Genomic DNA, 26,989 nt, shown 5'->3' on the forward strand with positions numbered 1-26,989 from the left:
AAGGAGGTGAGGGAGGCTATCGTTGGGCTCGTATTTTCGGGTCGCTGTCCCCCGGCTGCTCTGACTACAAGGGAAAGGAAAGGGTATATGAGAGGTCGCGTAAGGCTCTTTAGCCTCTCGCTTCTCGTCGTGTCGCTGGCATTCGCTGCCGTGGCGGGCGTCGTGCTGGCCAAGAGCACCGCACGTTCCGGGACGGTGTTCGTCGGTCCCGGGCGGTCGATCCAGGCCGCGGTCAACCACGCCCGGCCGGGCACGACCATCATCGTGCGCGGCACCCACCGCGAGAGCGTGGTTATCCGCAAGGATGGGCTGCGGCTGTTGGGTCGGCACGCCGTGATAAGACCGCCCGCCAGGCCGGGTCCGTGCGGCTCCGTAGGTCTCTGCGTCCTCGGGGACGTGAACCCGGCTACCGGACAGGTCGCGGGCTACGTGAGCGGCGTCGGCATCTTTGGTTTCACGGTCCGCGATTTCGATGAGTTCGGGATCTTCGCCCTCGGCGCCAGGGACGCCACGTTCATGCACAACCGCGCCGTGGACAACGGCGAGTACGGCATCGCGGCGTTCGACTCGACCGGGACGCGGATGATCTCCAACATCACGAGCGGCTCCACCGGGGAGGCCGGGCTCTACGTCGGCGACTCGCCGCACGCGAACGCGACGGTGGTGGGCAACGATTCCTACGGCAACGAGTTCGGGATCCTGGTCCGCCACGCCACCCACGGCAGGATCGCGGGAAACAATTTCCACGACAACTGCCTGGGTGCGCTCTTCCTGGCCGACGAGCCGGGACCGGCCGGCGCGTTCAGGATGGCGGGGAACATGGTGCGTGACAACACGCGCTCGTGTCCGGCGCACGAGGAGATACCGGACATCTCCGGGGTCGGCGTTGCGATCCTCGGCGCGCACGACGTGAGCCTCGCCGGCAACTCGATCACCGGCAACGTCGCCTCGGGTCCGAGCATCTTCAAGGGTGGGGTCGTCGTGGTGCGTGGTCTCGGCGGGACGCCGCCGAAGGACAACTCCGTCGTCGGCAACACGATAGTGCGCAACGGGCCGGATATCTTCTGGGATGGCTCTGGGTCGGGCAACCGGTTCGTCGGCAACCGGTGCAACACCAGCGTTCCGGGGGGTCTGTGCAGGAGGTAGGTTTATCTGGAGGAGAGCCGCCGCCCGGCGGCTCTCCTCATCGGTCGAGGACTATGGTGACGGGACCGTCGTTCACGAGCGCGACCTCCATCACCGCGCCGAAGACGCCTCTCTTCACCGTCCCCACCCCCTCCTCACGCAGCTTCTCGCAGAAGTATTCGAAGAGCGGCTCGGCCTCCTCCGGCCGGGCCGCCCGCACGAAGCTCGGCCTCTTTCCCCGGCTGGTGTCGGTGAGCAGGGTGAACTGGGAGACGGCGAGGATCTCGCCGCCAGTGTCCCTCACGCTCAGGTTCATCTTTCCCGCCTCGTCGCCGAAGATGCGCAGACCCGCTATCTTCCCCGCGAGCCAGTCGGCCTGGGGTTCTCCGTCCCCTTCGGCGACCCCCACCAGCAGGAGCAGGCCGCGTCCGATCTCTGCGACCTTCTCCCCGCCGACCGAGACCGAGGCCTCCCTGACCCGCTGCAGGACTACCCTCACAGCTCCGAGATGGGCCTGCGGCCCCGGTAGCCATCCTCGACCTCGTGCCAGTAGCGCACGCTCTCCTCTCTGGGGTGCCAGCAGAGGAAGACCAGCTCTCCGCCTCGCTCGCAGGGAAAGTCCATGATCCCCGCGTCGAGGTCCTTGAGCATGACGCCCAGCTCCCGGATCCGCTCCATGCTCCTGTAGAGCCCGTGGGCCTCCGCCAGGTACTCCGAGGCGGCCCTGCTCCCGCTGTCGGCTGGGGCGTTCTCCAGCACCTCCTCCACCTGGAGGTTCCTGTCGCGCATCGCGTCCCGGTGTCTCGCGACCTCGGCGAAGAGCTCCCTGAGCCTGGGCAGGAGCCCGTTCGCCTCCTCCACGGTGAACAGTCTGGTGAAGCGGTCCTCACCCATCCTGCCCTAACGGCCGACGGCGAGCCTCTCCGCCAGCGCCTCCGGGAGCCCGGCCCTGCGGATCCTCTCCTGCGCGCCTTCGATGTCGTACTCGACGAACCGGTAGGTGACGCACGGACCTCCCTCCCCCTCCTCCACGAGCACGTACGAGGCGAAGGTGTCCCCGTCGCGCGGCTGGCCGACGGAGCCCGGGTTGACCAGGTAGGGACCGTGCGATCCCAGGTCCAGCCACTTCTCGCCGGAGACAGATCCGTTCGGGGCCGGGGCTATCGCCTTGACGTGGGTGTGGCCGAAGAAACACACCTCCACCTCCGGGTGGTCCCGGCGCAGTATCTCCAGGTTCTCGCCCGCCGTGACCCCGTTGAGGATGTACTCGTCGGGGTCGCGGATCGAACCGTGCACGAACATGGCGTCGTGGTGCCGCATCGTCCTCGGCCGTGAGAGGAGGAAAGCGGCGTTGTCTTCCCTCAGCTGGCCCCGGGTCCAGACTACCGCTGCGGCCGCGACCGGGTTGAACCAGGCGAGGTCCGTGCTCAGGTCGGTCACCGCGAGGTCGTGGTTGCCGGTGATGAGCGGCATCCCGGCCTCGCGCACGATGTCGCAGCACTCGTTGGGGCTCGCCCCGTAGCCTATGACGTCCCCGAGGCAGAAGACCCGCTCCACACCCTCGGGCATGTCGTCCAGCACGGCCTCGAGCGCCTCCAGGTTGGCGTGGATGTCCGAGATCACCGCGTACATGACCCGATCCGGGCTAGTTTACCCGTTTAGCGGCCGCTTAACAAAGCGATTGAAGAAGAAAGTCTCTCCTGATAGCATATCTAGCTGGTTCGTGGGCCTGTAGCTCAGGGGATAGAGCAACGGTTTCCGGGGCCGTGTGTCGCAGGTTCGAATCCTGCCAGGCCCGCTTCTCCCGGTATCTTTGTTCACCCTTCGCTCCGAGACCCCTGTTATCCGCCCGGGTTCTGCGGGTAAGAGATCGTGGGACGCCGACCGGTGATATCTGATGGGAGGTTTTCGAGCGGTATGCAGAAGGTGAAGGCGAACGGAGCGGAGATACCTGTCCTCGGTTTCGGAACCTACCGGCTTCCGGAAGGGGACGCCGAACGGATGGTCTCGCACGCGCTCGGCGTCGGCTACAGGCACGTCGACACCGCGCAGATGTACGGCAACGAGGCCGGTGTCGGCCGGGCGCTGGAATCTTCGGGGGTCGGCAGGGAGGAGTTCTTCCTCACCACCAAGGTCTGGCCGGACCGCTTCAGGCACGACGACCTGCTGAACTCGGTGGACGAGAGCCTCCGGAGATTGCGCACGGAGTACGTGGACCTCCTGCTCCTGCACTGGCCCAACCCCGAGGTGCCGCTCGAGGAGACGATCGGGGCCCTGAACGAGGTGCGATCCGCGGGGAAGACGCGGCACATCGGGGTCAGCAACTTCACGACGAAGCTCGTCGAGCGGGCCGTCTCCCTGAGCGAGGCGCCGCTCGTCACCGACCAGGTCGAGTACCATCCGTATCTGGACCAGTCGAAGCTGTTCGGGAAGCTGCGCTCCGAGGGGATGGCGCTCACGGCCTACAGCCCGCTCGCGAAGGGGCGGGTGCAGGAGGACGAGACGCTGCGCGAGATCGGAAGCTCCCACGGCAAGAGCCCGGGGCAGGTGGCGCTGCGGTGGCTGATCCAGCAGGAGGGGGTCGTCGCCATCCCGAAGACCTCGAACCCGGGGCGGGCCGAGGAGAACTTCGACATCTTCGACTTCGAGCTCTCGCAGGAGGAGATGGAGAGGATCTCGTTCCTCGCCCGTCCCGACGGGCGGATCACCAGCCCGGCCGGGCTCGCGCCCGAGTGGGACTAGCAGGGAGGTAGGGGATGGTGATAGCCGAGGTGAGCGTGGTCCCGGTCGGGACCGAAAGGACCGGCGTGAGCGAGTACGTCGCCGCCGCGGTGAGCGCCTTCGAGTCCTCCGGGCTCAGGTGTACGCTGGAGGCGATGGGAACGACCGTCGAGGCAGAGAGCCGGGAGGAGTTCTACCGGGCGCTGGACCGGGCGCAGGAGGCGGTCTTCGAGGCCGGGGCGCGGAGGATCTACACGGTGGTGAAGATGGACGAGCGCCGCGACGAGACCGACCGTTCCCCGGAGGAGATGGTACGCGCGGTGCGCGAGCGGCAGGGAAGGGCTTCCTAGCCCTCCCCTGCCGCGACCTTTCTCCGGAGGAGCGAGCGGGCGTATCGCAGCTCCTCGGTCCGGAGCAGGGCCGCCACCGCCAGGTAGACGGCGAGCGAGACGCCGCCGACCCCGACGAGGACGGCGGCGTGCCCGAGGAGCCCCTGGCCCGGCCCGGTCAGGGCGAGCCCCGCGCGGGCCGTGACGTACATGCCCGCCGCTGAGAGGACGATGCGCGAGAAGGAGCTCAGCATCCCCCTGCCGCCCAGGCGTTTCAGGACCCGGCGCATCGCCAGGAGCAGGGCGAGGGCCAGGATGGTGTAGGAGATAGAGAAGGCCAGCGCGACCCCGACGAGCCCGAACCACCTCAGGAGGAGGTGTCCGAGCACGACGTACAGGGCGAGGAGCCCGGCGTTGAGGGTCGCCGGGGCGCGGGTGTTCTGCCGCGAGTAGAACGAGCGGACGAGCACGAAGTAGGCCGCGTAACCGAGCAGCCCGACCGCGTACGCGGCGAGCAAAACCGAGACCGAGAGCGTATCCCGGGCTGTGAAGTTGCCGTGTTCGTAGAGCAAGCCGACGATGGGGCGGGAGAGCGCGATCATGCCTACCGCGGCCGGAGCGAGGACGAAGGTCATCGTCCTCAGGCCGAAGGAGAGGGTCGATCGGAACGACGCCGCGTCCCGGCGGGCGTAGCTCTCGGAGAGCTCGGGCATCAGGGCGGTCGCCATGGAGACGGTGAAGATGCCGTAGGGGAGCTGAAAGATCATGAACGCGTACCAGAGGTCCGAGACGCCGCCCGCCGCCGACCCGAAGTAGTTCGCCGCGACCTGCACCCCCACCGAGCAGACGACGAAGACGAGCATCGGCCCGGCGAGCCTGGCGGCGGACGCGAGCGAGGGGTGACCGAACACCGGGCGCGGGCGGTAGCCGAGCCGCAGGACGGCCGGGAGCATCGCGAGCGCCATCGCCGTCACCCCGAGCGTGGTCCCGAAGGCGAGCACCCGCAGCGCGAGGGAGGGATGTGCCCCGGAGAGCAGGGCGTATCCCCCGAAGGAGGCGATGACGATCAGGTTGTTCAGGACCGGGGTGAACGCCGGGAGGAAGAAGCGCCGGTGGGCGTTGAGGATGCCCATCTCGAGCGCCGCGACGCCGTAGAAGAAGATCTGGGCGGCGAAGACCCGGAAGAGGAGCACCGCGAGCTCCGTCGTCCTCTCGGCCTCGGCGGGGGAGAGGGAGCCGGACGCCTTCCAGTCGGTTATGAGGCCGACGAGCACGGGGGCGAAGACGATCCCGAGCAGGGTGATGAGCGCCAGGAAGGGGACGACCAGCGTGGCGAGGGCGTTCGCCAGCAGCCGGGCGTCGCGCTCCCCGTGGCGCGAGAGCCGCTCGACCAGGAGTGGGATGAAGATGGAGGAGAGTATCCCGCCCATGAACAGCTCGTAGATCTGGTTCGGCAGCGAGTTGGAGTAGGTGTAGGCCTCCGCGACGACCGTGCCGCTCCCGACGACCGCGGCCTGGGTGAACGTCCTCACGTAGCCGGTGATGCGCGAGAGGGCCGTCGCGGCCGACATCGAGAGCACCGATCTCAGGATGGCTGCCATGCGCCCGATGTTAGCAGAGAGGGAGCCGCCGGCGAAGCTCAGCCGCCTCCCGCGAGCTGCGTGAGGGCGTGCATCGCCTCCCGGTTCGCCTCGTAGAGGGTGCGGTAGATCCGGTAGTACTCCGTGTAGAGCCTCGCCCGCTCCGGATCAGGACGTGTGACCTCCCCGCGCAGCCTCACGCGCGAGACGGCCTCCGCGACGTCCCCGTAGGCCCCGGAGGCCACCCCGGCCAGGAGCGCGGCCCCATACGCCGGCCCCTCGTCTGAGGTGGTGCGTACGATCTCCTCCCCGTAGATGTCCGCCTGCAGGCTCCTCCACAGCGGGCTGCGCGCCCCACCGCCGGTCGCCCGGATCTCCTCCACCCCCACCCCGAGGGAGCGCAGGATCTCCAGCGAGTCCCGCAGGCTGAAGACGACCCCCTCCATCAGCGCCCGGGTCATGTGCTCCACGCCGTGGCGGATCGTGAGCCCGACGAAGGCCCCGCGCGCCCCCGGGTCGAGGTGCGGGGTTCTCTCGCCGGAGAGGTAGGGCAGGAACAGGAGCCCCTCGGCGCCGGGCTCCACCCCCGATGCGGCCTCGACGAGCTCGTCGAAGTCCCTGCCCAGCTTTTCCCTCCACCAAGAGAGCGAACCTCCCGCGGAGAGGGTCACCCCCATCAGGTGGTAGGCACCGGGGACGGCGTGGCAGAAGGCGTGCACCCGCCCGGACGGGTCGGGTGTGAAGGTACCGGTGTGGGCGAAGAGGACCCCGCTCGTCCCGACCGACGAGCTCAGGATGCCCTCGCGCACCACCCCGACCCCGACGGCCGCGGCCGCGTTGTCCCCGCCCCCGGCGGCGACGGGGATGCCGGCGGGGAGGTTCGTCTGCTCCGCGGCTTCCCTCCGCAGCGTGCCGGTCTTCTCCGGGCCCTCGAAGACCTCCGGGAGCCAGGAGAGATCTATCTCGAGGGCATCGAGGATCTCTTCCGACCAGTCGCGCCGCTTCACGTCCAGAAGCAGGGTTCCTGAGGCGTCGGAGGCGTCGGTCGCGTACTCGCCGGTGAGCATGAGCCGGATGTAGTCCTTGGGCAGCAGGATGCGGGAGAGCCTCGCGTAGTTCTCCGGCTCCTCCTCACGCAGCCAGAGGATCTTCGGGGCCTGAAAGCCGGTGAGGGCGGGGTTGCCTGAGATCGCGATGAGCCGCTCCACCCCGACGTGCTCTGAGATCTCGCGGCACTGTCTCGCGGTTCTCTGGTCGTTCCACAGCAGGGCGGGACGGATGACGTGGTCGGCGCCGTCCAGAAACACCGAGCCGTGCATCTGGCCGGTTGGCCCGATCCCCAGGATCTCGTCCTCGACCCGCGCGGCGAGGGCACGCAGCGCATCTGTGGTCGCGTGCCACCAGTCCCCAGGGTCCTGCTCGCTCCATCCGGGACGGGGGCTCGCGAGCGGGTAGCCGGAACCCGCCTCGGCCACCACCTCTCCGGAGTCCGCATCTACCGCCAGCGCCCGCACGCCGCCGGTGCCGACGTCAACACCGATCAGAACACCCAAGGTGTCAGAGCCTCCTTCTTCAGGTTCGTCCCCGGCATTCTACGGCACGATGGCGACCTTTATCCCCTCACCGCTCGCGGATCTCTCTATGGCCTCCTTCGCCTCCGCGAGCGGGAAGCGGTGGGTCACCATCCCGTCGACCCGCACCCGACCGCTCTCGATCAGGCGCAGCGCGCTCTCGAAGTCCACCCGCCGGGAGTTGGAAGAGCCGGTGACCTCGAGCTCGTTGTAGTGGATCAGGTTCGCCTCGACCTCCGAGAGCCCCCTGCCGGCGAGCCCGGCGAAGACGTTGACCCTCCCTCCGGGCCGCGCGAGGCGCAGCGCGTCGTTCACCAGCTCGGGGATGCCGATGCAGACGATCACCGAGTCCGCCCCGAAGCCGTCGGTTGCCTGCGAGACCACCTCTTCGAGCTCTTCCCTGGTCGGGTCCACGGTGACGTGCGCCCCGAGGTCGGCGGCGAAGCGGCGGCGGGCTTCGGAGGGTTCGCTGACGATGACGGTGCGTGCCCCGGCGAGGAGGGCGAGCTGCAGGTGGAGCATGCCGATCGGACCGCTGCCGAGGATGACGACGACGTCGTCCACGCCTATCCGCGAGCGGCGGTGCCCGTTCACGCAGCAGGCGAGGGGTTCGGCGAGCGAGAGGTGCTCCGGAGGGACGTCCTCGCTCGCGGGGAAGAGGTTGCCCGCGGCGACGGCCTCGGCCGGGATGCGCACGTACTCGGCGAGCCCGCCGTCGGTGTCGTAGCCGAAGATGCGCGGCGAGAGGCAGGCGTTCTCCATCCCCCGCCTGCAGCAGGCGCAGCGGCCGCAGGAGATCACCGGGGCGAGGGCGGCGGGCTGCCCCTCCTCGTAGCCCCTGACGTTCCTCCCGACGCGCGCTATGTGGCCTGCGATCTCGTGCCCTATCACCGTGCCGGGCTTGACGCCTCGCTTCTTCTCGCCGCGCAGGATCCTCACGTCCGTCCCGCACACGGTGTTGGCCCCCACCTCGAGCAGTACCTCGTCGGGGCCTATCTCGGGGTTCTCCACCTCTCTGACTTCGAGCCTGCCCGGTCCTTCGAAGACCGCCGCGATCATTCTCTCTTTCCTCCCTTCTGCCGCCGTTTCGCCATCCGAAGCGCTCCCTGCCTTATGGGGTCCATCCCCGCACTGCATCACGCCCGGGCGGTCAGCCACCGGGGAGCAGCCGGTCTATCCTGTCGAGGACGTAGGTCGGGCGTTCGTGTTCCAGCGCCCGCTGCACGTCCTCGATGCCGCTGTCGCCGGTCAGGACGAGGGCGGAGTCCATGCCCGCGTCGGTGGCCATCTTTATGTCGGTGTAGAGCCTGTCCCCGACCACCAGGCATTCTCCCTGCTCGAGCCCCAGGGCGTCGAGCGCGGCCTCGAGCATCACCCTCGAAGGCTTGCCGGCGTTCAGCGTACACCTGGCCCCGGTCGACGCCTCTATCGCGGCGACGATGGCCGCGGCGTCCGGCTCGCCCCTCCCTCCCGGCAATGGACAGTAGCGGTCAGGGTTGGTGGTGACGAGCTCCGCCCGACCGTGGTACCAGATCGCATCGAAGGCTATCCTGAGCTTGCGGTAGTCGAAGGTGCGGTCGTAGGAGGCGACGACGACCTCTATCTCTTCGGGGTTCTCGGAGAGGTGAACCCCGGCTTCGCGCAACGCCCGCCGGAGCGGCTCCTCGGCTATGGGGAAGACGGCCGCTCCGGGGCGGTTCTCGACCAGCCAGCGGGTCATGGTCACGACGGTGTTCACTATCTCACGCTCCGGCGTCGGCAGCCCGAGGCGGGTGAGCTTCCCGGCGTACATCGCCGGGTCCCTGGTGGGGTTGTTCGAGAGGAAGACGAGGCGCCTCCCGAGCTCCCTGAGCCTCTCGACCAGCTCCTTTGCCCCCGGGAGCAGCTCGTCGCCGAGGTAGATCGTCCCGTCGAGGTCGAAGATGTAGCCTTCGTAGAGCTTCTCCGGCGGGTGCGGCGAGACCCCTGCGCTCACCCGCTCACCCCTTACGGATGGCTGTCGTTCGTGATCGCACTCCTTCAGGAGGATACAGCCTCAGGCGGTGAAAGTGTAGTAGGCGCCCGGCGAGGAAGAAGAATATGCCGTATGGGGGAGGCGCCTGGTCCGGCAGGGATATATGATGCACTTGTCGCGCGATAAGGGGTGTGCATGGTCCTCCAACGCCATCGGCCGGGGAAGGGAGCCGGTAGAGAGGTGCCCATCCTGATCCGGCTTCTCGGCGGGTTCGAAGTCGTCGTCGGCGGGCAGACCGTCGATGACGCAGCCTGGCGGCTGCGCAAGGCGGCGAACCTCGTCAAGCTGCTCGCGCTCGCGTCGGGGCACCGGCTGCACCGGGATCAGGTGACGGAGGTCCTCTGGACGGAGCTTGACGTGAGATCCCAGGCCAACAACTTCCACCGCGCCCTGCACTTCGCCCGCCGGGCGCTCGGGAGCGCCGGTGGGCGATCTTACCGGTCTCTGCAGTTGCGAGGAGGGGTGGTCTCACTGTGTCCGGACGGTTCGCTGCGGGTCGATGTCGAGGCGTTCGAGGGTGCTGCCGCCGTCGCCCGCCGCCTCCGGGAGCCCGCTGCCTACCGCCCGGCGCTCGACCTCTATGCGGGGGATCTCCTGCCGGAAGACCGCTACGAAGCCTGGACGGAGGAGAGGCGGGATGCTCTGCGCCGGCTGCGGGTCGAGCTGCTGCTGGAACTCGCTGCGCTGCACGAGGAGCGTGCGGAGTACGGCGACCAGATCGGGGTGCTCGAACTGGTGCTCCGCGAGGTGCCATACGAGGAGGAGGCCCACGCGGGGCTCATGCGTGCGTACGCGGCGGAGGGACGGCGCGGTGAGGCGCTCCTCCAGTATGAACGGCTCAGGCGGGTGCTCGCGGAGGGCCCCGGTATGTCTCCAGAGCCCACGACCCGGCTGCTCTACGAGAGGATAAGGTCCGGCGGGATGCCCGCTCCGTTGCTGCACGGCCGACCCCGGGGATCGCAGGGTGGTAATCGTGCGGCTCCCGTGCTGCACAACCTGCCGGCCCCTCTGACCAGCTTCATCGGCCGTGAGGCGGAAGTGCGGGAGATCGAGCGCCTCCTCGCGATGAGCCGCCTCCTGACCCTGACGGGGGCCGGTGGTTCGGGTAAGACGCGGCTCGCGCTGGAGGTGGCCCGGCGGGTGGCTACCCTCTACCCGGATGGGGTGTGGATGGTGGAGCTGGCCTCACTCTCCCGCCCTGCTTTCGTCGTGCAGGCGGTGGCGACGGCGCTTGGCGTGTCGGAGCGGGCTGGCCGTCCGGTGGAAGGGTTGCTCGAAGAACACCTGCGCGGTAAAGCCGTCCTCATCCTGCTGGACAACTGCGAGCATCTGGTGGAGGAGGCGGCCCGCCTGTCGAATGTCCTGCTCCGTGCCGGGGCGCGGACCAGGATTCTGGCGACCAGCCGGGAACCTCTGGGTATCCCCGGAGAGACTGTCTGGTCGGTGCCCACCCTCTCCCTGCCCCCGGCCGGTGAGGACGTAACCGTGGGGGAGCTCATGATCTCGGAGGCCGCACAGCTCTTCGTCGAACGTGCTCGCTCCCGGTTGACCTCCTTTGAACCAACTCAGCACAACGCCCCCGCCGTAGCGAAGATCTGCCGCCAGCTCGACGGCCTGCCGCTCGCCATCGAGCTCGCCGCCGCCCGGGTGGGGTCGCTCCCGCTGGAGAAGGTCGTCGGGCGGCTCGAGCATAGCCTCGAGGTTCTCCCCTCCGGGGGGGACCGGGCCGCCGACCTGCGCCACCGCACGCTGCGGGCGACGCTGGACTGGAGCCACGAGATGCTCGACGGGGATGAACGGACGCTGTTCCGGCGGCTCTCGGTCTTCGCCGGGCCCTTCCCGCTGGAGGCGGCGGAGCTGACGTGCGGGGGCGGAGGGCCGGAAGTGCTTGAGGTGCTCCCGCGGTTGGTGGACCGCTCGCTGGTCCTTATGCGGCGCGACGCCACGCTCCGCTACAGGATGCTCGAGCCGGTGAGACGTTACGCCGCCGGGAAGCTCCGGGAGAGCGGGGAGGAGGAGCGGATACGCGATCTACACGCCCGCTATTACCTCGCCCTGGCCGAGAGGGCGGAGTCCGGGCTGATCAGTGCGGGGCAGGCCGCATGGATCGGGCGGTTGGAAGGAGAGTACGGAAACCTGCGGGCCGCCCTCGGCTGGTGCCTGGACGGGGGGGACACGGAACGTGCCGCGATGGGCCTGCGGATGGCGGTCGCGCTGGACCGTTTCTGGGACACCCATGGTCCGGGTGAGGGGCGCCGGTGGATGGAGAGGGGGCTCGCCGGGTGCTCTCCTCCGGCCGCCTTGCGGGCCGGGGCGCTGGTAGAAGCCGGGTTCATCGCCGTCTACCAGCTCGACTCCCGGGCGATGGGGATGCTCGAGGAGGCTCTAGGGATCTACAGAGAGCTCGGCGATGAGGTCGGACAGGCGCTCGCGATCAACTACCTGGCGCACGCCGCGGGGATCCTGGGCAACCTCGGGCGGGTGGAGACGCTGCGTGTGGAGGCGGAGGGGTTGCTCGAGCGTACGGAGGATCCCCGCGCCGCCGCCCACCTGTTGCTCACGCTTGGGATGCTCGCCACGCTCGATGCGGACCACGCGCAGGTTCTGGCCAGGACCGGAGAGAGCCTCGCGCTGTTCCGGGAGGTGGGGGACCTCCGCAGCTGCGCCCAGTGCCTCACGATCATGGGCCTCAACGCGCTCGCCCGGCGAGACGCCGGGCATGCTGCCCGGATCTTCCGGGATGATGTCCTGCTCCTGCGGGACCTCGGGGACAAGGTCGGCACCGTGGTCGGACTGCTCGGGCTGGCCGGGGTGGCTGCCCTGGAGGGGCGCCACGTTCGTTCGGCGCGCCTCTTCGGGGCCGCGGGCGCCCTGGGGGAGTCCATCGGCCATCCCCCCGTCCCCCTCGTCCGGACGCACTACGACTACGAGGGCTACATCGCCGCGGTGCGGGAGGCTCTCGGCCATCCGGCCTTCGAGGCGGCTTACGCCGAGGGGAGGAGTATGTCCCCGGATCGGGCCATCGAGTACGGGCTCTCCGCGGAGGAGCCCGCTCCTTCGGAGGATCTCCTCACCCCCCGCCAGCGGGAGGTGGCGCTCCTGGTCGCCCAGGGCCTTGCGAACCGTCAGATCGCCTCGGAGCTCGGGATCTCCGAGAACACCGTCGCCAACCACGTCGCCGCGATCATCCGCAGGCTTGACGTGCCCTCCAGGTCTGGGATAGCCGCCTGGGTGGCCGGGCAGAACCCGCGTGAAACGAAAATGGCCAGAAATACCCACGCCTGAACAGCTCCAGGTAAGAGCCTGGTAAGGGATGTTCGCTAACGTTCCGGTCAAGTGGCGGAACTCGCGTCGAGGCGGGTCAGGTGCGGTGCCTGCCCTCTGTCCCACGTGGTGTGGGATACGGGTGGTCGCAGAGCCCGTTCTGAAGGAAGCAGAGGATAGAATCGATGATTTGGAGCAGAGAGAATCCGGTAGCGGGCCACGGAGCCCTCCTTTTGTTGCTCTTCGTGGTCGGGGTGGTGACGGTGGCGTTCTCCGCGCCGGCCTTCGCCGACACCTACACGGTGAGCCGGACGGACGATCCCACCCCGGGCGGCTGCCAGCAGGGGGATTGCTCGCTCAGGGAGGCCGTGATCGCGGCGAACGGGCACCCGGGAACGGATGAGATCGACCTGCCCGGCGGCACCTACACGCTCGCGATCCCCGGCACCGGCGGCGCCTCGCAGGGCGATCTCGACGTCACCGAGAGCCTCGTCATCGACGACACCGGCCAGGGCACGGCCGTTGTCAACGGCAACGGGGCCGCGACCCACGACCGGGTCTTCGAGGTCGTGGGAGGGGTGCTCGAGCTGCACGGGATCACGGTTGAAGGGGGCGTCGCACCCGTCGACGCGGACGGGGTGGCCCGCGGCGGCGGCATCCGGGTCGACTCCTCGGCCGGGGGTCTCTACATGTTCGGCGGCAGCGTCATCGGGAATTCGGTGCCGGGGACGGGCCACGTCGGCGGCGGCATCTACAACGAGAGCCACGCCGTGCTGCAGCGGGTCGAGGTCTCGGGCAACACCGCGACCGGCCCGCCCAACGGACTCGGCGGCTTCGGCGGCGGGATCTACACGTTCAGCCCGGGGCTGACCGAGGTCTACAACTCCAGGTTCTTCGACAACCAGGCGTTCGCCGGCGCGGCCATGGCCGCGTCCACCGCCTCCGGGAGCAGCACGAGCGTGATCGTCGTGGGCTCTCAGCTGGGCCGCAACGTCGCAAGCTCATTCGGCGGCGGCGCTTACCTCACGGGCAGCCAGCAGGGCCCAGGGAGCTATCGCTTCACCAACACGACGATCAACGGCAACACGGCCGGTGAGCTGGGCGGCGCCATACGCGTCCGCGACGCGGTGCTCGTGCTCAAGAACGACACGATCACCGCCAACAACTCCGGTGACGGCGGCGGGATCGCGGCCCAGGACGACGGTCAGGGCATAACCTCTGCCACGCTGGCCGACACGATCCTGGCCGGCAACCACGACACCGACGCCTCGGGGCTGGGCACGTTCAACGACTGTCTGGACCAGAACCTGAACAACGGCGGCGTGGTGCGCTCGTCGGGCTACAACCTCGTCGGCGAGAACGGCAACCCGACCAGCACCTGCATCAACGACCCGGCGAGCGGCGACCAGCTCGGCACACCTGCCTCACCGATCAACCCGCTGCTCGACCCGTCCGACCACTTCAACGGCGGCCCCTTCATCCGCGTCTTCACCTACGCCTTGCTGCCCGGCAGCCCAGCCATCAACCATGGAGATCCCGCCTCCGGCGGCTGTGAGCCGGTCGACCAGCGCGGCGTCCCCCGGGCTCTCGGCGGCCGCTGCGACATCGGCGCCTACGAACTCGTCAGGGTCCACGGCACCGTGGTCAACCGCGTCGGCACTTTTGGGGCTGACAGCTCCACCAAACCCGAGCTTGCGCCGACGGCCGGCGCGGACGGGTTCCTGGGCCTCGACGGAGACGACTCGCTGCGTGGTGCCGGCGGCAACGACGCCCTCTCCGGCGGCAGGGGCAACGACACCATCTTTGGAGGCCGGGGCGCGGACTTCCTAGGCGGTGGCAGGGGCAACGACACCCTGAACGGCGGCCCGGGAGGCGACGTACTGAGCGGCGGTCCGGGGACCGATCACCTGAACGGCGGTGACGGAAACGACGACATCAACGCCCGCGACCACCACCGCGACGTCATCACCTGCGGCAAGGGTACCGATCATGTGTCCGCCGACCGCGTGGACAAGGTCGCGAGCAGCTGCGAGAAGGTGAAGCGCATTTGACCACTTTACAAGAAGGGGGCAGGACTGGCGAGAGGTATCGGAGCGAGCAGGGGATCGGGACGCGGAACCCTCATCCTGAGCTTCCTGGTTTCTATCGGGGCGGTGGTGGAGCTCGCCGCCCCGCCCCCAGACTCACGCCCGGACGCAGGTCGTAGGGAAAGATGAAAGTCGATCGGAGGCATAGAAAGCGGGTAGATATGAAAAAGACAGCGGCAACCATGCTCGGCGCGCTCACCGCGGCCGTTATCGTGGGGTCTTTGATGGTGGATGCGGGCCCGGCCAGAGCTTCCTTTCCCGGCCATAACGGCAGGATCGTCTTCGCTCAATGTTCACCGGGATACTGCCAGCTCTTCACCGTGAGGCCCGACGGCTCAGGCCCCAGGCAGCTTACGGCCACGACCTCCGGATACGACTACTGGCCGGCCTACTCCGCCAGGGGTGGCAGGATCGTCTACGATCACGAAGACACAGGCGGCGAGGCTGATATCTACTCGATCTCCGCAAAAGGTGGAGCGCCCAGGCAGATCACCAACACCCCCACCGTGGCGGAGTTTGGCCCTTCGCTCTCCCCCGACGGAAAGCGGATCGCCTACTATGCCTACGACGGGAACGACTACGAGATCTACACCATCCCTGCAAAGGGTGGTGTGCCCACCCGGATCACGGACAACAGCGTAAGCGACTACCATCCTGTCTTCTCCCCCAATGGCAAGAAGATAGCCTACGACAGCTACGATGGGACCAACTCCCAGATCTACACGGTTTCTGCTTCCGGAGGTACTCCCCATCTGCTAACCAGCGGTAAGTACGTCTATTATCCTTCCTGGTCGCCGGATGGCAGGAGGATCGCCTACAGTGCCTCGGACGCCAACCTCCGCTCCCAGATCTACACGATAGCTGCCTCGGGCGGGGTGCCCACCCAGATAACCTATAACACGAGCGGCAGCTACGATCCCGCCTACTCTCCAAACGGCAGGAGGATCGCTTACCGGGGCTACGACAGCAGCAACAACGCTCAGATCTACACGATCTCCGCTGCAGGAGGCGTGCCAACCCAGATCACCGCTGGCACCAGCTACAACGGAGATCCCGACTGGCAGCCCAACTTCTCGCCCGCGGTAACGAAGCCTTCTCCAAAGCCCGGCAGGTCAGTGCGCGACCGCACACCCACAATCGCGGCGGCCGTGCGCGACGGGCAGCAGTACCTCGGGAAGAAGAACATAAGTCTCAAGCTGGATGGGCGCAAGGTCACCACCTTCTCCTACGATCGCTCGACCGGGCGGCTCAGCTTCACCCCCAAGAACAACCTCTCCTTCGGTACCCACCGCGTGAGGATTGGTGCCGGAGACGAGTTCGGACTGACGACCTCGCGCTCGTGGAGCTTCGAGGTGGTGCGCAGCCAGCGTGCTCGAGGCCGGGCTTAAGCGGTGCCGGGCGTGACGCAGACCTTGAGCCCGGCGCCTGCCCGGTGCGCCTCCCACGCCTCGTCGAAGCGGTCGAGCGGCAGCCGGTGGGTTATGACCTTCCGCCAGTCGATGTGGCCGGAGGCGAGCAGGGCGAGCGAGCGCTCCATCGTGAACGGGTTGGTGTAGGTGCCGCGGATGGTGAGCTCCCGACGGAAGATGTCGTAGGGGCGGATGGACACCTCGGCCTGGGGCGGAGCCACCCCGACCCAGACGATCGTACCTCCCGCTCTGGCTGATTCCACCGCCTGGCGCATCGTCTCCGGATGCCCGACGCACTCCAGCACGACGCCGAAGTCTCCCTGTCCGTCCAGCTCTTCGGGGGAGATGGGCGTGGCCCCGAACTCCCGGACGCGTTCGCGGCGGGCGGGGTCCGGCTCGCTCACGAGTACCCCGGATGAGCCGGCGGCGACGAGCAGCGCGGCGGCGAGCACCCCGATTGGACCCGCCCCGAGGACCAGAGCCCTCTCGCCCGGTAGTATCCCCGAGAGATCGACCGCGTGCAGAACGCACGCCAGAGGCTCGGTGAGCGCGGCGGCCTCGGGGGGCAGGCCTTCCGGCACCCGGTAGAGCTGGGAGGCCGGGACGGTCACCGTCTCCGAGAGCCCGCCGTCGCGGGTCACGCCTATCGCCTGCGGGTGCTCGCAGAGGTGGGGGCGACCGCCCTGGCAGTGGGGGCAGGAACGGCACGGGATGTTCGGGTCCACCACCACCCGATCTCCGGTGGAGACGTTCTCCACGCCCTCACCGACCTGCGCGACGGTGCCGCAGAACTCGTGCCCGAGCACGACGCGGGGGCGGGCGAGCGGGTACTCACCAGAGGCTATGTGCAGATCGGTGCCGCACAGCCCGCACGCCTCGACCGCCAGACGCACCTCTCCGGAGCCGGGCGGCGGCGCTTCATGAGGGGTGCGCTCGATACCCTGCGCCCCGTTCCAGACGATGCTCGTACCCATCTCTCTAAGCCCCCGGTCTCACGACCGGCTTGACGTTCGCCGGGTCCCTGCGTGGAGCCTGAAGAGCGGCCTCTGTCTCCGCGAGGCCGTAGTGGCCGGTCACGATCGCCTCCACGTCCACCCTCCCCGTCGCGGCGAGCTCTATCGCCGCCGGGTAGGTGTTCGCATAGCGGAAGGTGCCGGTCAGCCAGATCTCACGGTTCTGGATCAAAGCGAGCGGCACCGTAGCCTCCTCTCCCGGACCCATCCCCACGACCACGGCGGTCCCGGCGGGCCTCAGGCAGCGGATGCCGCCGGCGAGAGCCCGCTCGTTGCCGGAGCATTCGATCAGGGCGTCGGCCTCGAGCCCGCTCCCTGCGAGCGGCTCATCAGAGACGTTTATGGCGCGGGTCGCCCCGGTCTTCTTCGCCAGCTCGAGCCGCTCGGGGACGACGTCGGTGATGGTGACTTCGGTCGCGCCGTTGGCCAGGGCGACCTGCATCGCCAGGAGCCCTATCGGACCGGCCCCGGTGATGAGGACGTGGTCTCCGGCCTCGACGCCTGCCTTGCGGCACGCCCAGATCCCGACCGAGAGCGGCTCCATCAGAGCCCCGGCGTCATCGGAGAGGGAGTCGGGCAGCCTGAAGGCGAAGTCCTCGTGGATCGTGACGTAGCTGGCGAACGCCCCGTCGATGGGCGGGGTGGCGAAGAAGCGGACGTTCGGGCACAGGTTGTAGCGCCCGGCGCGGCATTCCCGGCAGGTCCCGTCGGGCACCCCCGGCTCCAGCGCGACCCGCTCCCCGATCTCGTGTTTTGTCACCCCTTCACCCAGGCCGACGATTACACCGGATGACTCGTGCCCCAGGACCAGGGGTTTCTCCACCACGTGCGAGCCTATCCTGCCGTGCTCGTAGTAGTGGATGTCCGAGCCGCAGACCCCTACGGATCTTATCTCGACCAGGACCTCCTTCGGTCCCGGCTCGGGCATCGGCCGCTCCTCCAGCCGTACGTCGTGGGGAGCGTACATCACGACGGCCTGGTTGTTCATTCCCTGTCACGCTCCTTTCTTCATTGGCTGCTCATATCAGGATAAGCCTTCGGCAGGTGGACGAACGAGGGGCGTCTACCTGACCGATGTGAGGTGGGTGTAAGATAGCCCTGCTGATGGGCCAAAGATCCAGGGAGGTGTTTTGAACGGAGCGGAGATGAGGCTGGGCAGGCTGTTCGACCGGCAGAGCGGCAACGCGTTCGTCGCCGCCTTCGACCACGGGCTCACGCTCAGGGTGTCGCCGGAGAACCCCGTCGGTGTGGTCGAGAGGATCGTCTCCACCTGCGAGCCCGAAGGGGTCCTGCTCTCGCCGGGGATGTTGAAACGAACCACCCACCTCTTCGCCCACCGCGGCGCCCCGGTCCCGCTCGTGCGATGCGACTTCGCGCTCCTGGACGACGACCTCAAGGCGAGCGGGGAGAGCTACCGCGTGATCTGTAGCCCGGAGGAGGCTGCCTCTCTGGGGGCCGGATGTGCGGTGATGTTCCTGATCCTAGGTGTCGAAGAAGGCGACCTCTTCGCCGAGAACGCCGCCGCCGTGGCCGAGGCTGCCACCGCCTCCCACCGGGTGGGTGTCCCGCTCATGGTCGAGGCCACCCTCTGGGGCTCCCGGATAGATGATAAGCGTGATCCCGAGCTCCTCGCCTTTGCCTGCCGGATAGCCGCCGAGCTCGGGGCCGACGTCATAAAGACAGAGTACACCGGGAGCGTGGAGACGATGCGGCGGGTCGTAGAGGGCTGCCCGGTCCCCATCCTGACGCTCGGCGGGCCAAAGACCGACTCCGGGGATGCGCTCATCGAGGCGACCCGCGGCGCGATCCTGGCCGGTGCCCGCGGGGTCGTCTACGGCAGGAACATCTGGCAGGCCGACGACCCGCGGAAGGTCTCCTCCGCGGTCCGCGAGGCCGTACACGGCGTCTACGCCGGGAGGTAGCGTCTTGGAGGTGCTCGCGGTCGGGCGCGAGAGGCTCGCCCGCGCCTGTAAGCCCTGCATCGCCCTCGCCGGGGCGATAGAGCCCCTGTGGCCACGTCTGGCGGGCGAGGTGTGATCCTCTTCTGCGGCGGGACCCCGGCGATGCAGCGCACGCTGCGCCTCCGCTCCCTCGTACCCGGCGCGGTCAACCGTGCCTACGAGGTCCGCGTCACCGCCTCCGGGAAGGTCTCGAACGCGGCCCGCATCGCCACGACCCTCGGCGGCGACGCTCTTGCCCTGACCTTCCTGGGCGGTGATCCCGGGCGCTTCGTCTCCGATGCTCTCGCGAAGAACGGCGTGTGTTGCGAGCCGGTCTGGGTGGAGGAGGCGCCGACCCGCACCTGCGTCACGCTCGTGCCGGACGAGGGGCCGGTGACCGAACTCGTCGAGGAGGCTCCGCGCGTCCCGGAGGGGGCCGCACGCGAGCTGGAGGAATCGGTGGCCGCCCGTCTCCCTGACGCTTCTGCTCTCTGCCTGATCGGGACGATGCCCCCAGGTGTACCGGAGGACATCTACGCCCGGCTCGTGTGCGAAGCGAGAGAACGCGGCGTCCCCATCCTCCTCGACGCGCAGAAAGACCTGCTCACACGCGCCCTCCGGGAGCGACCATTCCTCGCCAAACCGAACCTGGATGAGGCGGCATCGGCGCTCGGCCTCTCGCGCACGGACGACCCCCTGCGGGACGCCGGGGAGGCGGCGCGGGCTCTGCTCTCGGCCGGGGCGGTGTGGGCGCTGGTGACGGTGGGGGAGAGGGGGGCCGTGCTCGCCGGACCCGAAGGTAGACTCTGGCGCATCCGGCCCCCCCGCATCGAGGCCGTAAACCCCATCGGCTCCGGCGACGCCCTCGCCGCCGGGCTCCTGCTCTCCATGACGCGCGGGGCCACCGTCCCCGAAGCCGCGGCCTACGGGACCGCCTGCGCCGCCGCCAACGCCCTCACGCTCACCGCCGGGGTGGTGCATCCCGACGACGTGAAAAGGCTGCTGCCGCAGGTTCGTATCGAAGAGTTGCGACGATGAGACGCTAGGTCGTTTTCTGCTCTCCTGAGCGTAGCTCGCGGTGGCGCCTTGCGACCTCCTCTTCGAAGGAGCGATCCAGGCCCAAAGAGGCGTAGACCGCCTTCTGGGCGGAGAGGGCGTCGGCGTTAAGCTTGGCCTCCTTGAGCGCGGCGCGGTCTATCTTCTTCGCCAGCTCCCAGATGAACTCCCAGTGCAGGATGGCGCGGCGGACGGCGGCCACCTGGTCTTCGGTGTAGGGGTAGAGGTCGAAGCCGACCCGCTCTCCGTTCTCGCCGTAGCCCACGTCCTGCAGGGTCTGGGCGAGCTCGAGGGTCTGCATGAAGAAGTTGGTGCCGACCACGTTGTCGTCGTCGAAGGAACCCCAGCCGTCGTTTCCGTGCTGGTGGCCGAGCTTGTTCTCCGAGGCGAGAAGGGCTGCGTACTCGGCCAGATTCTCTCCGTTCATGATCAGGTGCTGCCAGTCCATGTTCACGAGCAGGTTCTGGGTGTCGACTCCTAAAGCCTTCACCTTCTGGATGGTGAAGAGCGTCATCCCGATGTTCTGCATCAGGATCTTCATCGCCGGCTCAGAGTTCTTGTGTTCGAGGAAGACCTTGATGCCCCGCTCGTTGGCGTGGTCCGTGAGCTCTGCGACTGCCTCGATGAACGCCCGCCAGGTCTCGGCGTAGGGCCGCTGGAAGGGGTAGTTGTACCCCTCGGCGCCGGGCCAGATGATGAAGTTCGCCCCCACCTCAGAAGCGAGGTCTATCCCGCGCTTCAGGGTGTCTATGCCCTTGCGGCGCAGCGAGGGGTCGGGGTTTATGAAGGCGCCCAGAGAGTAGGTGGGGTCGGTGTGCAGCCCGGCGGCCACGGCCGGCAGGTCCATGCCGTGGTCCTCGAGGATGCCGGTCACCTCCTCTGCGTTATCCTCGTTGATCTCGCCGGGGTAGTGGTATTCCAGCCCGTCGAGGATGTCCGAGAGCCCCTCGCAGACCCTTTTTGTCTTCTCCTGCATCGACTCCCTGGCAGCCTCGGGGTGGTAGCCCGGGGGGACGAAGCGGGTAACCGCCGGGCCGAACGCCCAGATCCCCACGCTGTTCTTGAGCATGCCTTGGCTCCTTTCCATCTCGGAGGGTTTTCCCGGTTTGTTGTCCCTATTGTCCCGCAGCGGGGAGCTTCGCGTGGCGGGAGAGTATCTCCGCGAGCCGGGTACGCTGCACGCAGTTCTCGAAGCGGAACGACTGCATCATTTCGTCTATCTCCTCTTCGGAGATGCCTCGGAAGCGCCCGGCGAACTCCGGGACCAGCGGCTCGGAGATGAGGATGTGGCGCACGAGCTGCTCTATGTCTCGCTGGGTGCCGAAGGGGAAAGGGGAGTAGTCCGGGAACTCCCGCTCGAAGAGGCGTTCGATCGGCTCCATCACGTCCCGGATGTGCTCGTCGGTCGTGCCCCAGGAGTCGGCGCCGAGGCGGATCTTCTTCTCCAGGACGGGCCTTATGCGCTCCAGGTAGGGGGAGTCCGGGGCGGCGTAGACGACGCCCTGCAGCCCGATGTCCTTGTAGAGCCAGATCGACCAGCTCACCTCGTGGCGGTCGTAGATCTCGAGCTGGTCCTCGAGCACCCGGTAGCGCGACTCGTGGCTCTCGGGGTCCCACTGCGGGTAGACGGGCCCGAACTCGCCCACCCAGATATGGGTCCCGTGCTCGAGCATGTAGCTGCTCCTTCTCAGGAAGGTCTCCTCGAGCACCTTCCTGTCCACGTACTCGCCGCGGGAGACGCCGGGGTAGGGACCGCCGTCGACGAAGCCCGGCAGCGCGTAGTCGTGGTTGGTGTAGATTACGCCCTCCCAAGGCTCATCGAACATGTGGAAATCCTGCGAGTAGCGGTTGCCCTCCAGGAAGATCAGGTGGTTCGGGTCCGCCGAGCGGATCGTCTCGTAGAGCCTCCGGTAGACCGGAAGGATCATCTCTTCCGTGGGATCCGCCGGTTCGTTGATCGGGTTGTAGCCCGCGACCCACCGGTTGTCCCTGTAGCGGTCGGCGATGACCTCCCACAGGTGCGCCGCCCTGTCCTGGAAGTGCCGGTGCTTCCAGAAGAAGGCCTTGTGGGTCGGGTTGTCCGAGTGCCAGTGCTGGTTCTGGTAGCCGGGTAACGCGTGCAGGTCGATGATCGTGTAGATGTTGTGCCGGGCGCAGAGGTCTATCACCCGGTCGAGGTGCCTGAAGCCCTCCTCCTTTATCTCGAAGGGGGCCAGGTCGTCCTCGAAGTGGCGGTAGTTGATGGGTATCCTCAGGCAGTTGAGGCCGAGCGAGGCGATGAAGCGGGCGTCCTCCTCCTCGAAGAAATACTGCAGGAAGCGGTCGAAGAAGAGCTCGTACTTCTCTTCCCCGATTACCCCGCGGATCGCCTCGCGCTGCGCCTCCTCGTTCGCCGGGTAGCCGGTGATGAAGTTCTCCATGTTCATCCAGCCGCCAAGCCCGAACCCGCGCAGCAGGACGGGGTTGCCCTCCCCGTCGAGTATCTGCGAGCCGCGGGTGGACAGGAAATCACCGTTTGCCACTCTTTGCCTCCTTCCAGCCGTTTTGGGATCTACTTGCCGAAGCCCGCGGTGAGCCCGCCGAGCAGCTGGCGGCGTGCGACCACGTAGAGCACAATGATCGGCAGCACCGAGAGGAAGACCGCCGCCATGAGCCCCGGCACGTTCACGCCGTACTGACCCTGGAACTGCTGCAGCGCCAGCGGCAGGGTCTGGACGTTGGAGCTCTGCGTCAGGATGAGGGGGAAGAGGAAGTTGTTCCACACCTGAAGCGCGTTGTAGATGACTACCGTGATGAGGGCGGGACGGGAGAGGGGGAAGACCAGGCTCCGCAGTATGCGGAAGTGCCCGCTGCCGTCGAGGACCATCGAGTCGTAGAGCTCGTTCGGGATGTCGCGGATGAAGTTCACCAGGATCAGGACCGTAAGCGGTATCCCGAAGGCGACCTGCGGAGGGATCAGACCGTAGAGCGTATCGTAGAGCCCGATGTGGACGATGAGCACGTAGATCGGGATGATCGCCGCCTGCAACGGGATCGCGAGCCCCAGAAGAAACACCCTGAAGGTGAACTGGACCACCCTGCTCCTGATCCTAGCTATCGCGTAGGCCGCGAGCAGCGAGACCGCCACGATGAGCACCACGCTTATCACCGTGACGAAGGCGCTGTTCAGGAAGTAGAGGCCTATCCCGTTCTGGATGACGCCCAGGTAGTTCTCTATCGTCGGGTTCGAGGGTGGCAGCCACAGGCTCCCGCTCAAGAACCCCGCCTGGGTCCTGAGGCTGGTGATGAACATGTAGTAGACGGGGTAGAACGCTATGACGAACCACACCAGCCCCAGGACGAGCGGGATGGGGTTGGGGAGCATGCGCCTCAACCGCGCCGGTTTTGCCGCCTCCCTCCGGGCCGTGCTCTGCCCTACGGCCATCCTAGAGACCCTCCGCTTGGCTCTCCATCCTGCCGAAGCCGGTGAGGCGGATCATGATCAGCGAAAGGAGCACGCCGACCACGGCCAGGATCACGGCGATCGCGCTCCCGTAGCCTATCTGGGCGTCCTGGAAGGCGGTTATGTACATCTGCAGCGGGAGCGTGCGGGTGGCATAGCCGGGCCCGCCTCCGGTCATTACGTAGATCACGTCGAAATAGGTGAGAGACCCGGTGAGGATCAGGATGGTCGAGGTCACGACCGTGTACTTGAGCTGCGGCAGCGTTATGTAGAAGAACTGCTGCAACGTCCCGGCCCCGTCGATGCGCGCCGCCTCGTAGAGGACCTGAGGGATCTGACGGGTCCCGGCCTGGTAGAGCAGCGTGTGGAACGGGATGAACTGCCAGGCGATGACGGCTATCACGGCGTAGAGCGCTATGTTCGGGTTGCCGAGCCAGTCGTTGGTCAGGGAAGAGGCGCCTATGGCCTTAAGGAACGAGTTCAGCGCCCCGTTCGCCGAGAGCATCGAGGAGGCCCAGATGAGTCCTATCGCCACCGCCGAGAAGAGCAGCGGCAGGAAGTAGAAGACCCCGAGCAGCGCCCGGTAGCGCTGCCTGCCGGCGAGGAACACCCCGAGCAGCAGGCTGATAGGGGTCTGCACGATCCAGGAGAGGACCATCACCTGCACCGTGAGAAAGATCGAATGCAGCGTCACCGAGTCGGTGAAGGCTTTCGCCCAGTTGCCAAAGCCCACCCAGTGCGGGGTGGATATGCCGTTCCAGTCCAAAAGGCTGATGTAGACCGCGGCGATCATCGGCCCCAGGGCGAAAACCACGAAGAACGCGACCGCCGGCAGGAGCATCAGCGAGATTGACCAGCTCAGTCTTCTGGACATACTCCTCCTACAACCCCATGGCTTTGTTCATGTTCTTCGAGAACTGCTGCGGGGTGATCTTCTTCAAGAACAGCAGATCCAGGTTGGTGAGCAGAGCCTGTGCCGCTTGCGCCGGGAGCGCCTGGTCCCACGAGAGATCGTAATAGGGGGCGTTCTGCGCCAGGTCGTAGACGAAGAGCAGCCAGTCGGAATCTTTCTGCTGCTTGAGTTTGGACTGGATGCCCTTTACCGGCGGCACCAGCCCGATCTTGATCAGCCCGTTTATCTCGAAGTCGTTCATTATCCCCTTGTCGAGGAAGGTCGTGGCCGCCTTCTTGGCTTTGGAGGCCTGGGTGACCGAGTAGTAGTTCGTGAGGTTGCCGGCGACGTTTTGGGGGTTACCCTTGCCGCCCTCTACCTTCGGGAACGGAAACCATCCCAGCTTGCCGCTCTTGATGAACTGCGGGGCGTTGGAGAGTATCGCCTGGTAGTCCCAGGCCCCCATGAGCTGCATGGCGGCTTTGCCGGTGTAAAGAAGCTGGGTGGACTGGCCCGTGTCGTAGTTCAGGGAAGCGAAGTTCGAGGGGAACGCCTTCATGGAGACGAGCTGCTGGATCATGGTGTTGGCCTTTATGAAGGCCGGGTCCGACCACGCCTTGGGCTTCTTGTCCAGCACGTTCTGGAAGGGTTTGGGGCCGCCGACCCTGTTGACCAGGTACTCCTCGTACATGAGATCGGGCCACTTGTTCTGCCCGGCGAGCGTGATCGGGGTTACGCCCTTCTGGCTTAAGGTCTTTACTATGCTGAGAAGCTCCGACCAGGTCTTCGGCGGTTTGAGGTTGTATTTGCCGAAGATCTCCTTGTTGTAGTAGAAGAGCACCGGCTGGGTTCCCAGCATCGGGACACCGTAGACCTTGCCGTTGAAGGTGACCGGGCGCATAACCGAGGAGAAGAACTTTTTGGTGTCCACAGAATTTGGAGGCAGGGGGTACACCTTGCCCGCATCCACGTAGGACTTGAGGATGCCGCCGCCCCACCCGAAGAAGATGTCCGGCGGGTTGCCGGCGCCCATGGCGGTCCTGAGCTTGTTCTTGTACGGGTCGTTCTGGAAGAACTGCACCGAGACCGAGATGTCCTTGTGGGTGGAGTCGAAGTGTGCCACCGTGTCCTTGATGAGCTTCTGCTGGTCGCCGGTGCTGATGTCCCAGATGGTTGCGCTCTTGCTCCCCCCGGAACCGGCGGCCTTCTGCTGGCCGGTTCCGAAGCTGCACCCCGCCGCCAGGGTGGCCACCGACACCACACCACCCGCCGCCAGAAAGTCGCGCCGCGTGAGCCTCTTCATCTTCCTCTACTCCTTTCCTGATTTACGAAGGTGACGATCGACCTTGCAGGAATGGTCGCCTTTCAACCTTCCCCCGAGTCTGCCGTTTACGTGACCACCTGTTCTGCAGCAGACGGCTCCACCCGCGTGACGGAGACGGCGAAGAGCTCCCTCAAGACCAGAGCGGCCGCCCCTATTGCCCCGGCATCCTCCCCCAGAGTTCCTCTCACAACTCTCACCCTGTTCGCCACATGCTCCAGGGCATGCTTGCTGACCATCTCCCGGGCTGGCTCGAGCAGCAGTTCCCCGGCTTCCGCCGTAGAGCCTCCAACCACAACCAGCTCCGGATCGAAGGCGTTCACCGCGTTTGCTATCCCCACACCCAGATACCGCCCGCTCTCCCTGATCACCTCCTGTGCGAGGGTATCGCCTTCGAGGGCTGCATTGACCACGTCCTGGGCTCTCACCTCTTCTGGGGCCTTCCCCCCAAGCTCCTCCCTCCCGGAGAGCTTCATGAGCTTTCTCGCCCTCCTGGCTATCGCAGCCCTCCCCACGAACGCCTCGAGACACCCGTACCTGCCACACCCACACCTCGGACCATCGGGGTCTATCATGGTGTGGCCTATCTCCCCGGCTCCTCCGCGCGCCCCCCGCCTCAAATCCCCATCCATGATGATCGCCCCGCCAACACCCCTGTGGCAGATCACATAGAGCATCTCACCGACCCCCTGCCCCACCCCGAAAAGATGCTCGCCTATGGCCCGGGCATTGGCATCGTTGTCCACCAGCACCGGCAGCCCATACTCCTTCTCGAGTCGCCCCCCCACATCGAGCTCACCCCACCCCGGAAAACTCGGTGGGCTGAAGCGCGCCCCAGAAAAACCCACGACAGGAGCAGGCACAGCAACCCCTATCCCCAGGGTGATGCCAGGCTCTGCAGCAAACCGCTCACTCATCTCCTCCAGAGCCAGCCGCAGCTGCCCATAAGTAGCCTCAGGCCCCTCAGCCATGCGCGAAGGCACAGACATCCTGTGCCTCACCTGTGCCCTCAGGTTGGTCACCACAGCGGTGAGCGTCCTGGTACCGACCTCCACCCCGATCGCATACCTCGCATCATCGACCAGCTCCAGAAGCCTCGGAGGCCTCCCCTATCACCCGGTGGAAGTCCAGGTTCAAACGGGCAAGCTCTCTCGGGTTGCTCTGGCTGGCGGCCGCCCGTCGCATATCGTCGAGCACCCCCTTCAGAGCCTCGAGCTGTTCTTCC

At 67.0% G+C, this 26,989-nt stretch carries 24 protein-coding genes and 1 tRNA gene; 9 read left to right on the plus strand and 16 right to left on the minus strand.

Features of this window, described 5'->3' with window-relative positions:
* Positions 1–87 precede the first annotated feature (87 nt).
* Positions 88–1,146, plus strand: a complete 1,059-nt coding sequence (locus PJB24_RS01665; RefSeq protein WP_273841971.1) for a right-handed parallel beta-helix repeat-containing protein — start codon at positions 88–90, stop codon at positions 1,144–1,146.
* 37 nt (positions 1,147–1,183) lie between these two features.
* Here the strand turns inward: PJB24_RS01665 and dtd are convergent, their stop codons facing one another.
* The 3 genes from dtd to PJB24_RS01680 are packed head-to-tail and all read right to left on the minus strand — an operon-like array spanning position 1,184 to position 2,757.
* Positions 1,184–1,624 carry a D-aminoacyl-tRNA deacylase gene (dtd, locus tag PJB24_RS01670; protein WP_273841974.1) on the minus strand — a complete coding sequence of 147 codons (441 nt, stop codon included), beginning with the start codon at positions 1,622–1,624 and terminating at the stop codon, positions 1,184–1,186.
* A complete protein-coding gene (locus PJB24_RS01675; protein WP_273841977.1) occupies positions 1,621–2,019 on the minus strand; it encodes a DUF2203 domain-containing protein in 399 nt (132 codons plus the stop codon). Before PJB24_RS01675 ends, dtd begins: the two co-directional genes overlap by 4 nt.
* Before the next feature lie 6 nt (positions 2,020–2,025).
* Complete coding sequence (locus tag PJB24_RS01680; RefSeq protein WP_273841979.1) at positions 2,026–2,757, minus strand: metallophosphoesterase family protein; 732 nt, start codon at positions 2,755–2,757, stop codon at positions 2,026–2,028.
* Between the two features lie 93 nt (positions 2,758–2,850).
* On the opposite strand from PJB24_RS01680, the gene PJB24_RS01685 reads away from it, so the two are divergent.
* The 3 genes from PJB24_RS01685 (at position 2,851) to PJB24_RS01695 (ending at position 4,196) form a co-directional block, all read left to right on the plus strand.
* Positions 2,851–2,923, plus strand: a tRNA-Arg gene (locus tag PJB24_RS01685).
* Positions 2,924–3,042: 119 nt separating this feature from the next.
* Complete coding sequence (locus tag PJB24_RS01690; protein WP_273841982.1) at positions 3,043–3,867, plus strand: aldo/keto reductase; 825 nt, start codon at positions 3,043–3,045, stop codon at positions 3,865–3,867.
* A 14-nt stretch (positions 3,868–3,881) separates the two neighbouring features.
* Entirely contained in the window at positions 3,882–4,196 is a 315-nt protein-coding gene (locus tag PJB24_RS01695; protein ID WP_273841986.1) for an MTH1187 family thiamine-binding protein, read from the plus strand.
* Here PJB24_RS01695 and murJ read toward each other — a convergent pair.
* The 4 genes from murJ to PJB24_RS01715 all read right to left on the minus strand — a co-directional run bounded on the left by murJ (position 4,193) and on the right by PJB24_RS01715 (position 9,301).
* Positions 4,193–5,776, minus strand: coding sequence for a murein biosynthesis integral membrane protein MurJ (gene murJ / locus PJB24_RS01700; protein WP_273841987.1), 1,584 nt, complete (start codon positions 5,774–5,776; stop codon positions 4,193–4,195). The two genes, PJB24_RS01695 and murJ, sit on opposite strands and share 4 nt — an antisense overlap.
* Before the next feature lie 38 nt (positions 5,777–5,814).
* Positions 5,815–7,308: a xylulokinase gene (gene xylB / locus PJB24_RS01705; RefSeq protein WP_273841989.1), complete on the minus strand. Its 1,494-nt coding sequence runs from the start codon at positions 7,306–7,308 to the stop codon at positions 5,815–5,817.
* Between the two features lie 39 nt (positions 7,309–7,347).
* On the minus strand, positions 7,348–8,385 hold the full coding sequence (locus tag PJB24_RS01710; RefSeq protein ID WP_273841991.1) for a zinc-binding dehydrogenase: 1,038 nt from the start codon (positions 8,383–8,385) through the stop codon (positions 7,348–7,350).
* Between the two features lie 91 nt (positions 8,386–8,476).
* Positions 8,477–9,301: an HAD-IIA family hydrolase gene (locus tag PJB24_RS01715; protein ID WP_273841993.1), complete on the minus strand. Its 825-nt coding sequence runs from the start codon at positions 9,299–9,301 to the stop codon at positions 8,477–8,479.
* 219 nt (positions 9,302–9,520) lie between these two features.
* Between PJB24_RS01715 and PJB24_RS01720 the strand changes: the two genes are divergently transcribed.
* The 3 genes from PJB24_RS01720 to PJB24_RS01730 all read left to right on the plus strand — a co-directional run bounded on the left by PJB24_RS01720 (position 9,521) and on the right by PJB24_RS01730 (position 16,079).
* On the plus strand, positions 9,521–12,625 hold the full coding sequence (locus tag PJB24_RS01720) for an ATP-binding protein (RefSeq protein ID WP_273841996.1): 3,105 nt from the start codon (positions 9,521–9,523) through the stop codon (positions 12,623–12,625).
* 164 nt (positions 12,626–12,789) lie between these two features.
* Positions 12,790–14,655 (plus strand): choice-of-anchor Q domain-containing protein, encoded by a 1,866-nt coding sequence (locus tag PJB24_RS01725; protein ID WP_273841999.1) that lies wholly within the window; start codon positions 12,790–12,792, stop codon positions 14,653–14,655.
* 197 nt (positions 14,656–14,852) lie between these two features.
* Positions 14,853–16,079: a hypothetical protein gene (locus tag PJB24_RS01730; RefSeq protein ID WP_273842001.1), complete on the plus strand. Its 1,227-nt coding sequence runs from the start codon at positions 14,853–14,855 to the stop codon at positions 16,077–16,079.
* Here PJB24_RS01730 and PJB24_RS01735 read toward each other — a convergent pair.
* Both PJB24_RS01735 and PJB24_RS01740 read right to left on the minus strand, forming a co-directional pair.
* Positions 16,076–17,074: a zinc-dependent alcohol dehydrogenase family protein gene (locus tag PJB24_RS01735; RefSeq protein ID WP_273842004.1), complete on the minus strand. Its 999-nt coding sequence runs from the start codon at positions 17,072–17,074 to the stop codon at positions 16,076–16,078. The genes PJB24_RS01730 and PJB24_RS01735 overlap by 4 nt on opposite strands.
* Before the next feature lie 4 nt (positions 17,075–17,078).
* Positions 17,079–18,101 carry an NAD(P)-dependent alcohol dehydrogenase gene (locus PJB24_RS01740; RefSeq protein WP_273842006.1) on the minus strand — a complete coding sequence of 341 codons (1,023 nt, stop codon included), beginning with the start codon at positions 18,099–18,101 and terminating at the stop codon, positions 17,079–17,081.
* Between the two features lie 142 nt (positions 18,102–18,243).
* Between PJB24_RS01740 and PJB24_RS01745 the strand changes: the two genes are divergently transcribed.
* Positions 18,244–19,035, plus strand: coding sequence for a class I fructose-bisphosphate aldolase (locus PJB24_RS01745; protein WP_273842010.1), 792 nt, complete (start codon positions 18,244–18,246; stop codon positions 19,033–19,035).
* Between the two features lie 111 nt (positions 19,036–19,146).
* Complete coding sequence (locus PJB24_RS01750; protein WP_273842012.1) at positions 19,147–20,091, plus strand: 1-phosphofructokinase family hexose kinase; 945 nt, start codon at positions 19,147–19,149, stop codon at positions 20,089–20,091.
* Between the two features lie 4 nt (positions 20,092–20,095).
* Here the strand turns inward: PJB24_RS01750 and PJB24_RS01755 are convergent, their stop codons facing one another.
* From PJB24_RS01755 to PJB24_RS15860, 7 genes are all read right to left on the minus strand, one after another.
* On the minus strand, positions 20,096–21,178 hold the full coding sequence (locus PJB24_RS01755; RefSeq protein ID WP_273842013.1) for a sugar phosphate isomerase/epimerase family protein: 1,083 nt from the start codon (positions 21,176–21,178) through the stop codon (positions 20,096–20,098).
* Between the two features lie 46 nt (positions 21,179–21,224).
* Positions 21,225–22,631 (minus strand): glycoside hydrolase family 5 protein, encoded by a 1,407-nt coding sequence (locus tag PJB24_RS01760; RefSeq protein WP_273842015.1) that lies wholly within the window; start codon positions 22,629–22,631, stop codon positions 21,225–21,227.
* Positions 22,632–22,660: 29 nt separating this feature from the next.
* A complete protein-coding gene (locus tag PJB24_RS01765) occupies positions 22,661–23,533 on the minus strand; it encodes a carbohydrate ABC transporter permease (protein WP_273842017.1) in 873 nt (290 codons plus the stop codon).
* A 1-nt stretch (position 23,534) separates the two neighbouring features.
* Positions 23,535–24,425: a carbohydrate ABC transporter permease gene (locus PJB24_RS01770; protein ID WP_273842020.1), complete on the minus strand. Its 891-nt coding sequence runs from the start codon at positions 24,423–24,425 to the stop codon at positions 23,535–23,537.
* Between the two features lie 7 nt (positions 24,426–24,432).
* Positions 24,433–25,746: an ABC transporter substrate-binding protein gene (locus tag PJB24_RS01775; protein ID WP_273842022.1), complete on the minus strand. Its 1,314-nt coding sequence runs from the start codon at positions 25,744–25,746 to the stop codon at positions 24,433–24,435.
* Between the two features lie 86 nt (positions 25,747–25,832).
* Positions 25,833–26,819 (minus strand): ROK family protein, encoded by a 987-nt coding sequence (locus tag PJB24_RS01780; RefSeq protein WP_273842024.1) that lies wholly within the window; start codon positions 26,817–26,819, stop codon positions 25,833–25,835.
* Positions 26,820–26,838: 19 nt separating this feature from the next.
* On the minus strand, positions 26,839–26,989 hold a 151-nt coding region (locus tag PJB24_RS15860; protein ID WP_420541865.1), incomplete at its 5' end, for an FCD domain-containing protein.

It is taken from the genome of Rubrobacter calidifluminis, from assembly GCF_028617075.1.
Classification (GTDB): Bacteria; Actinomycetota; Rubrobacteria; order Rubrobacterales; family Rubrobacteraceae; genus Rubrobacter_E; species Rubrobacter_E calidifluminis.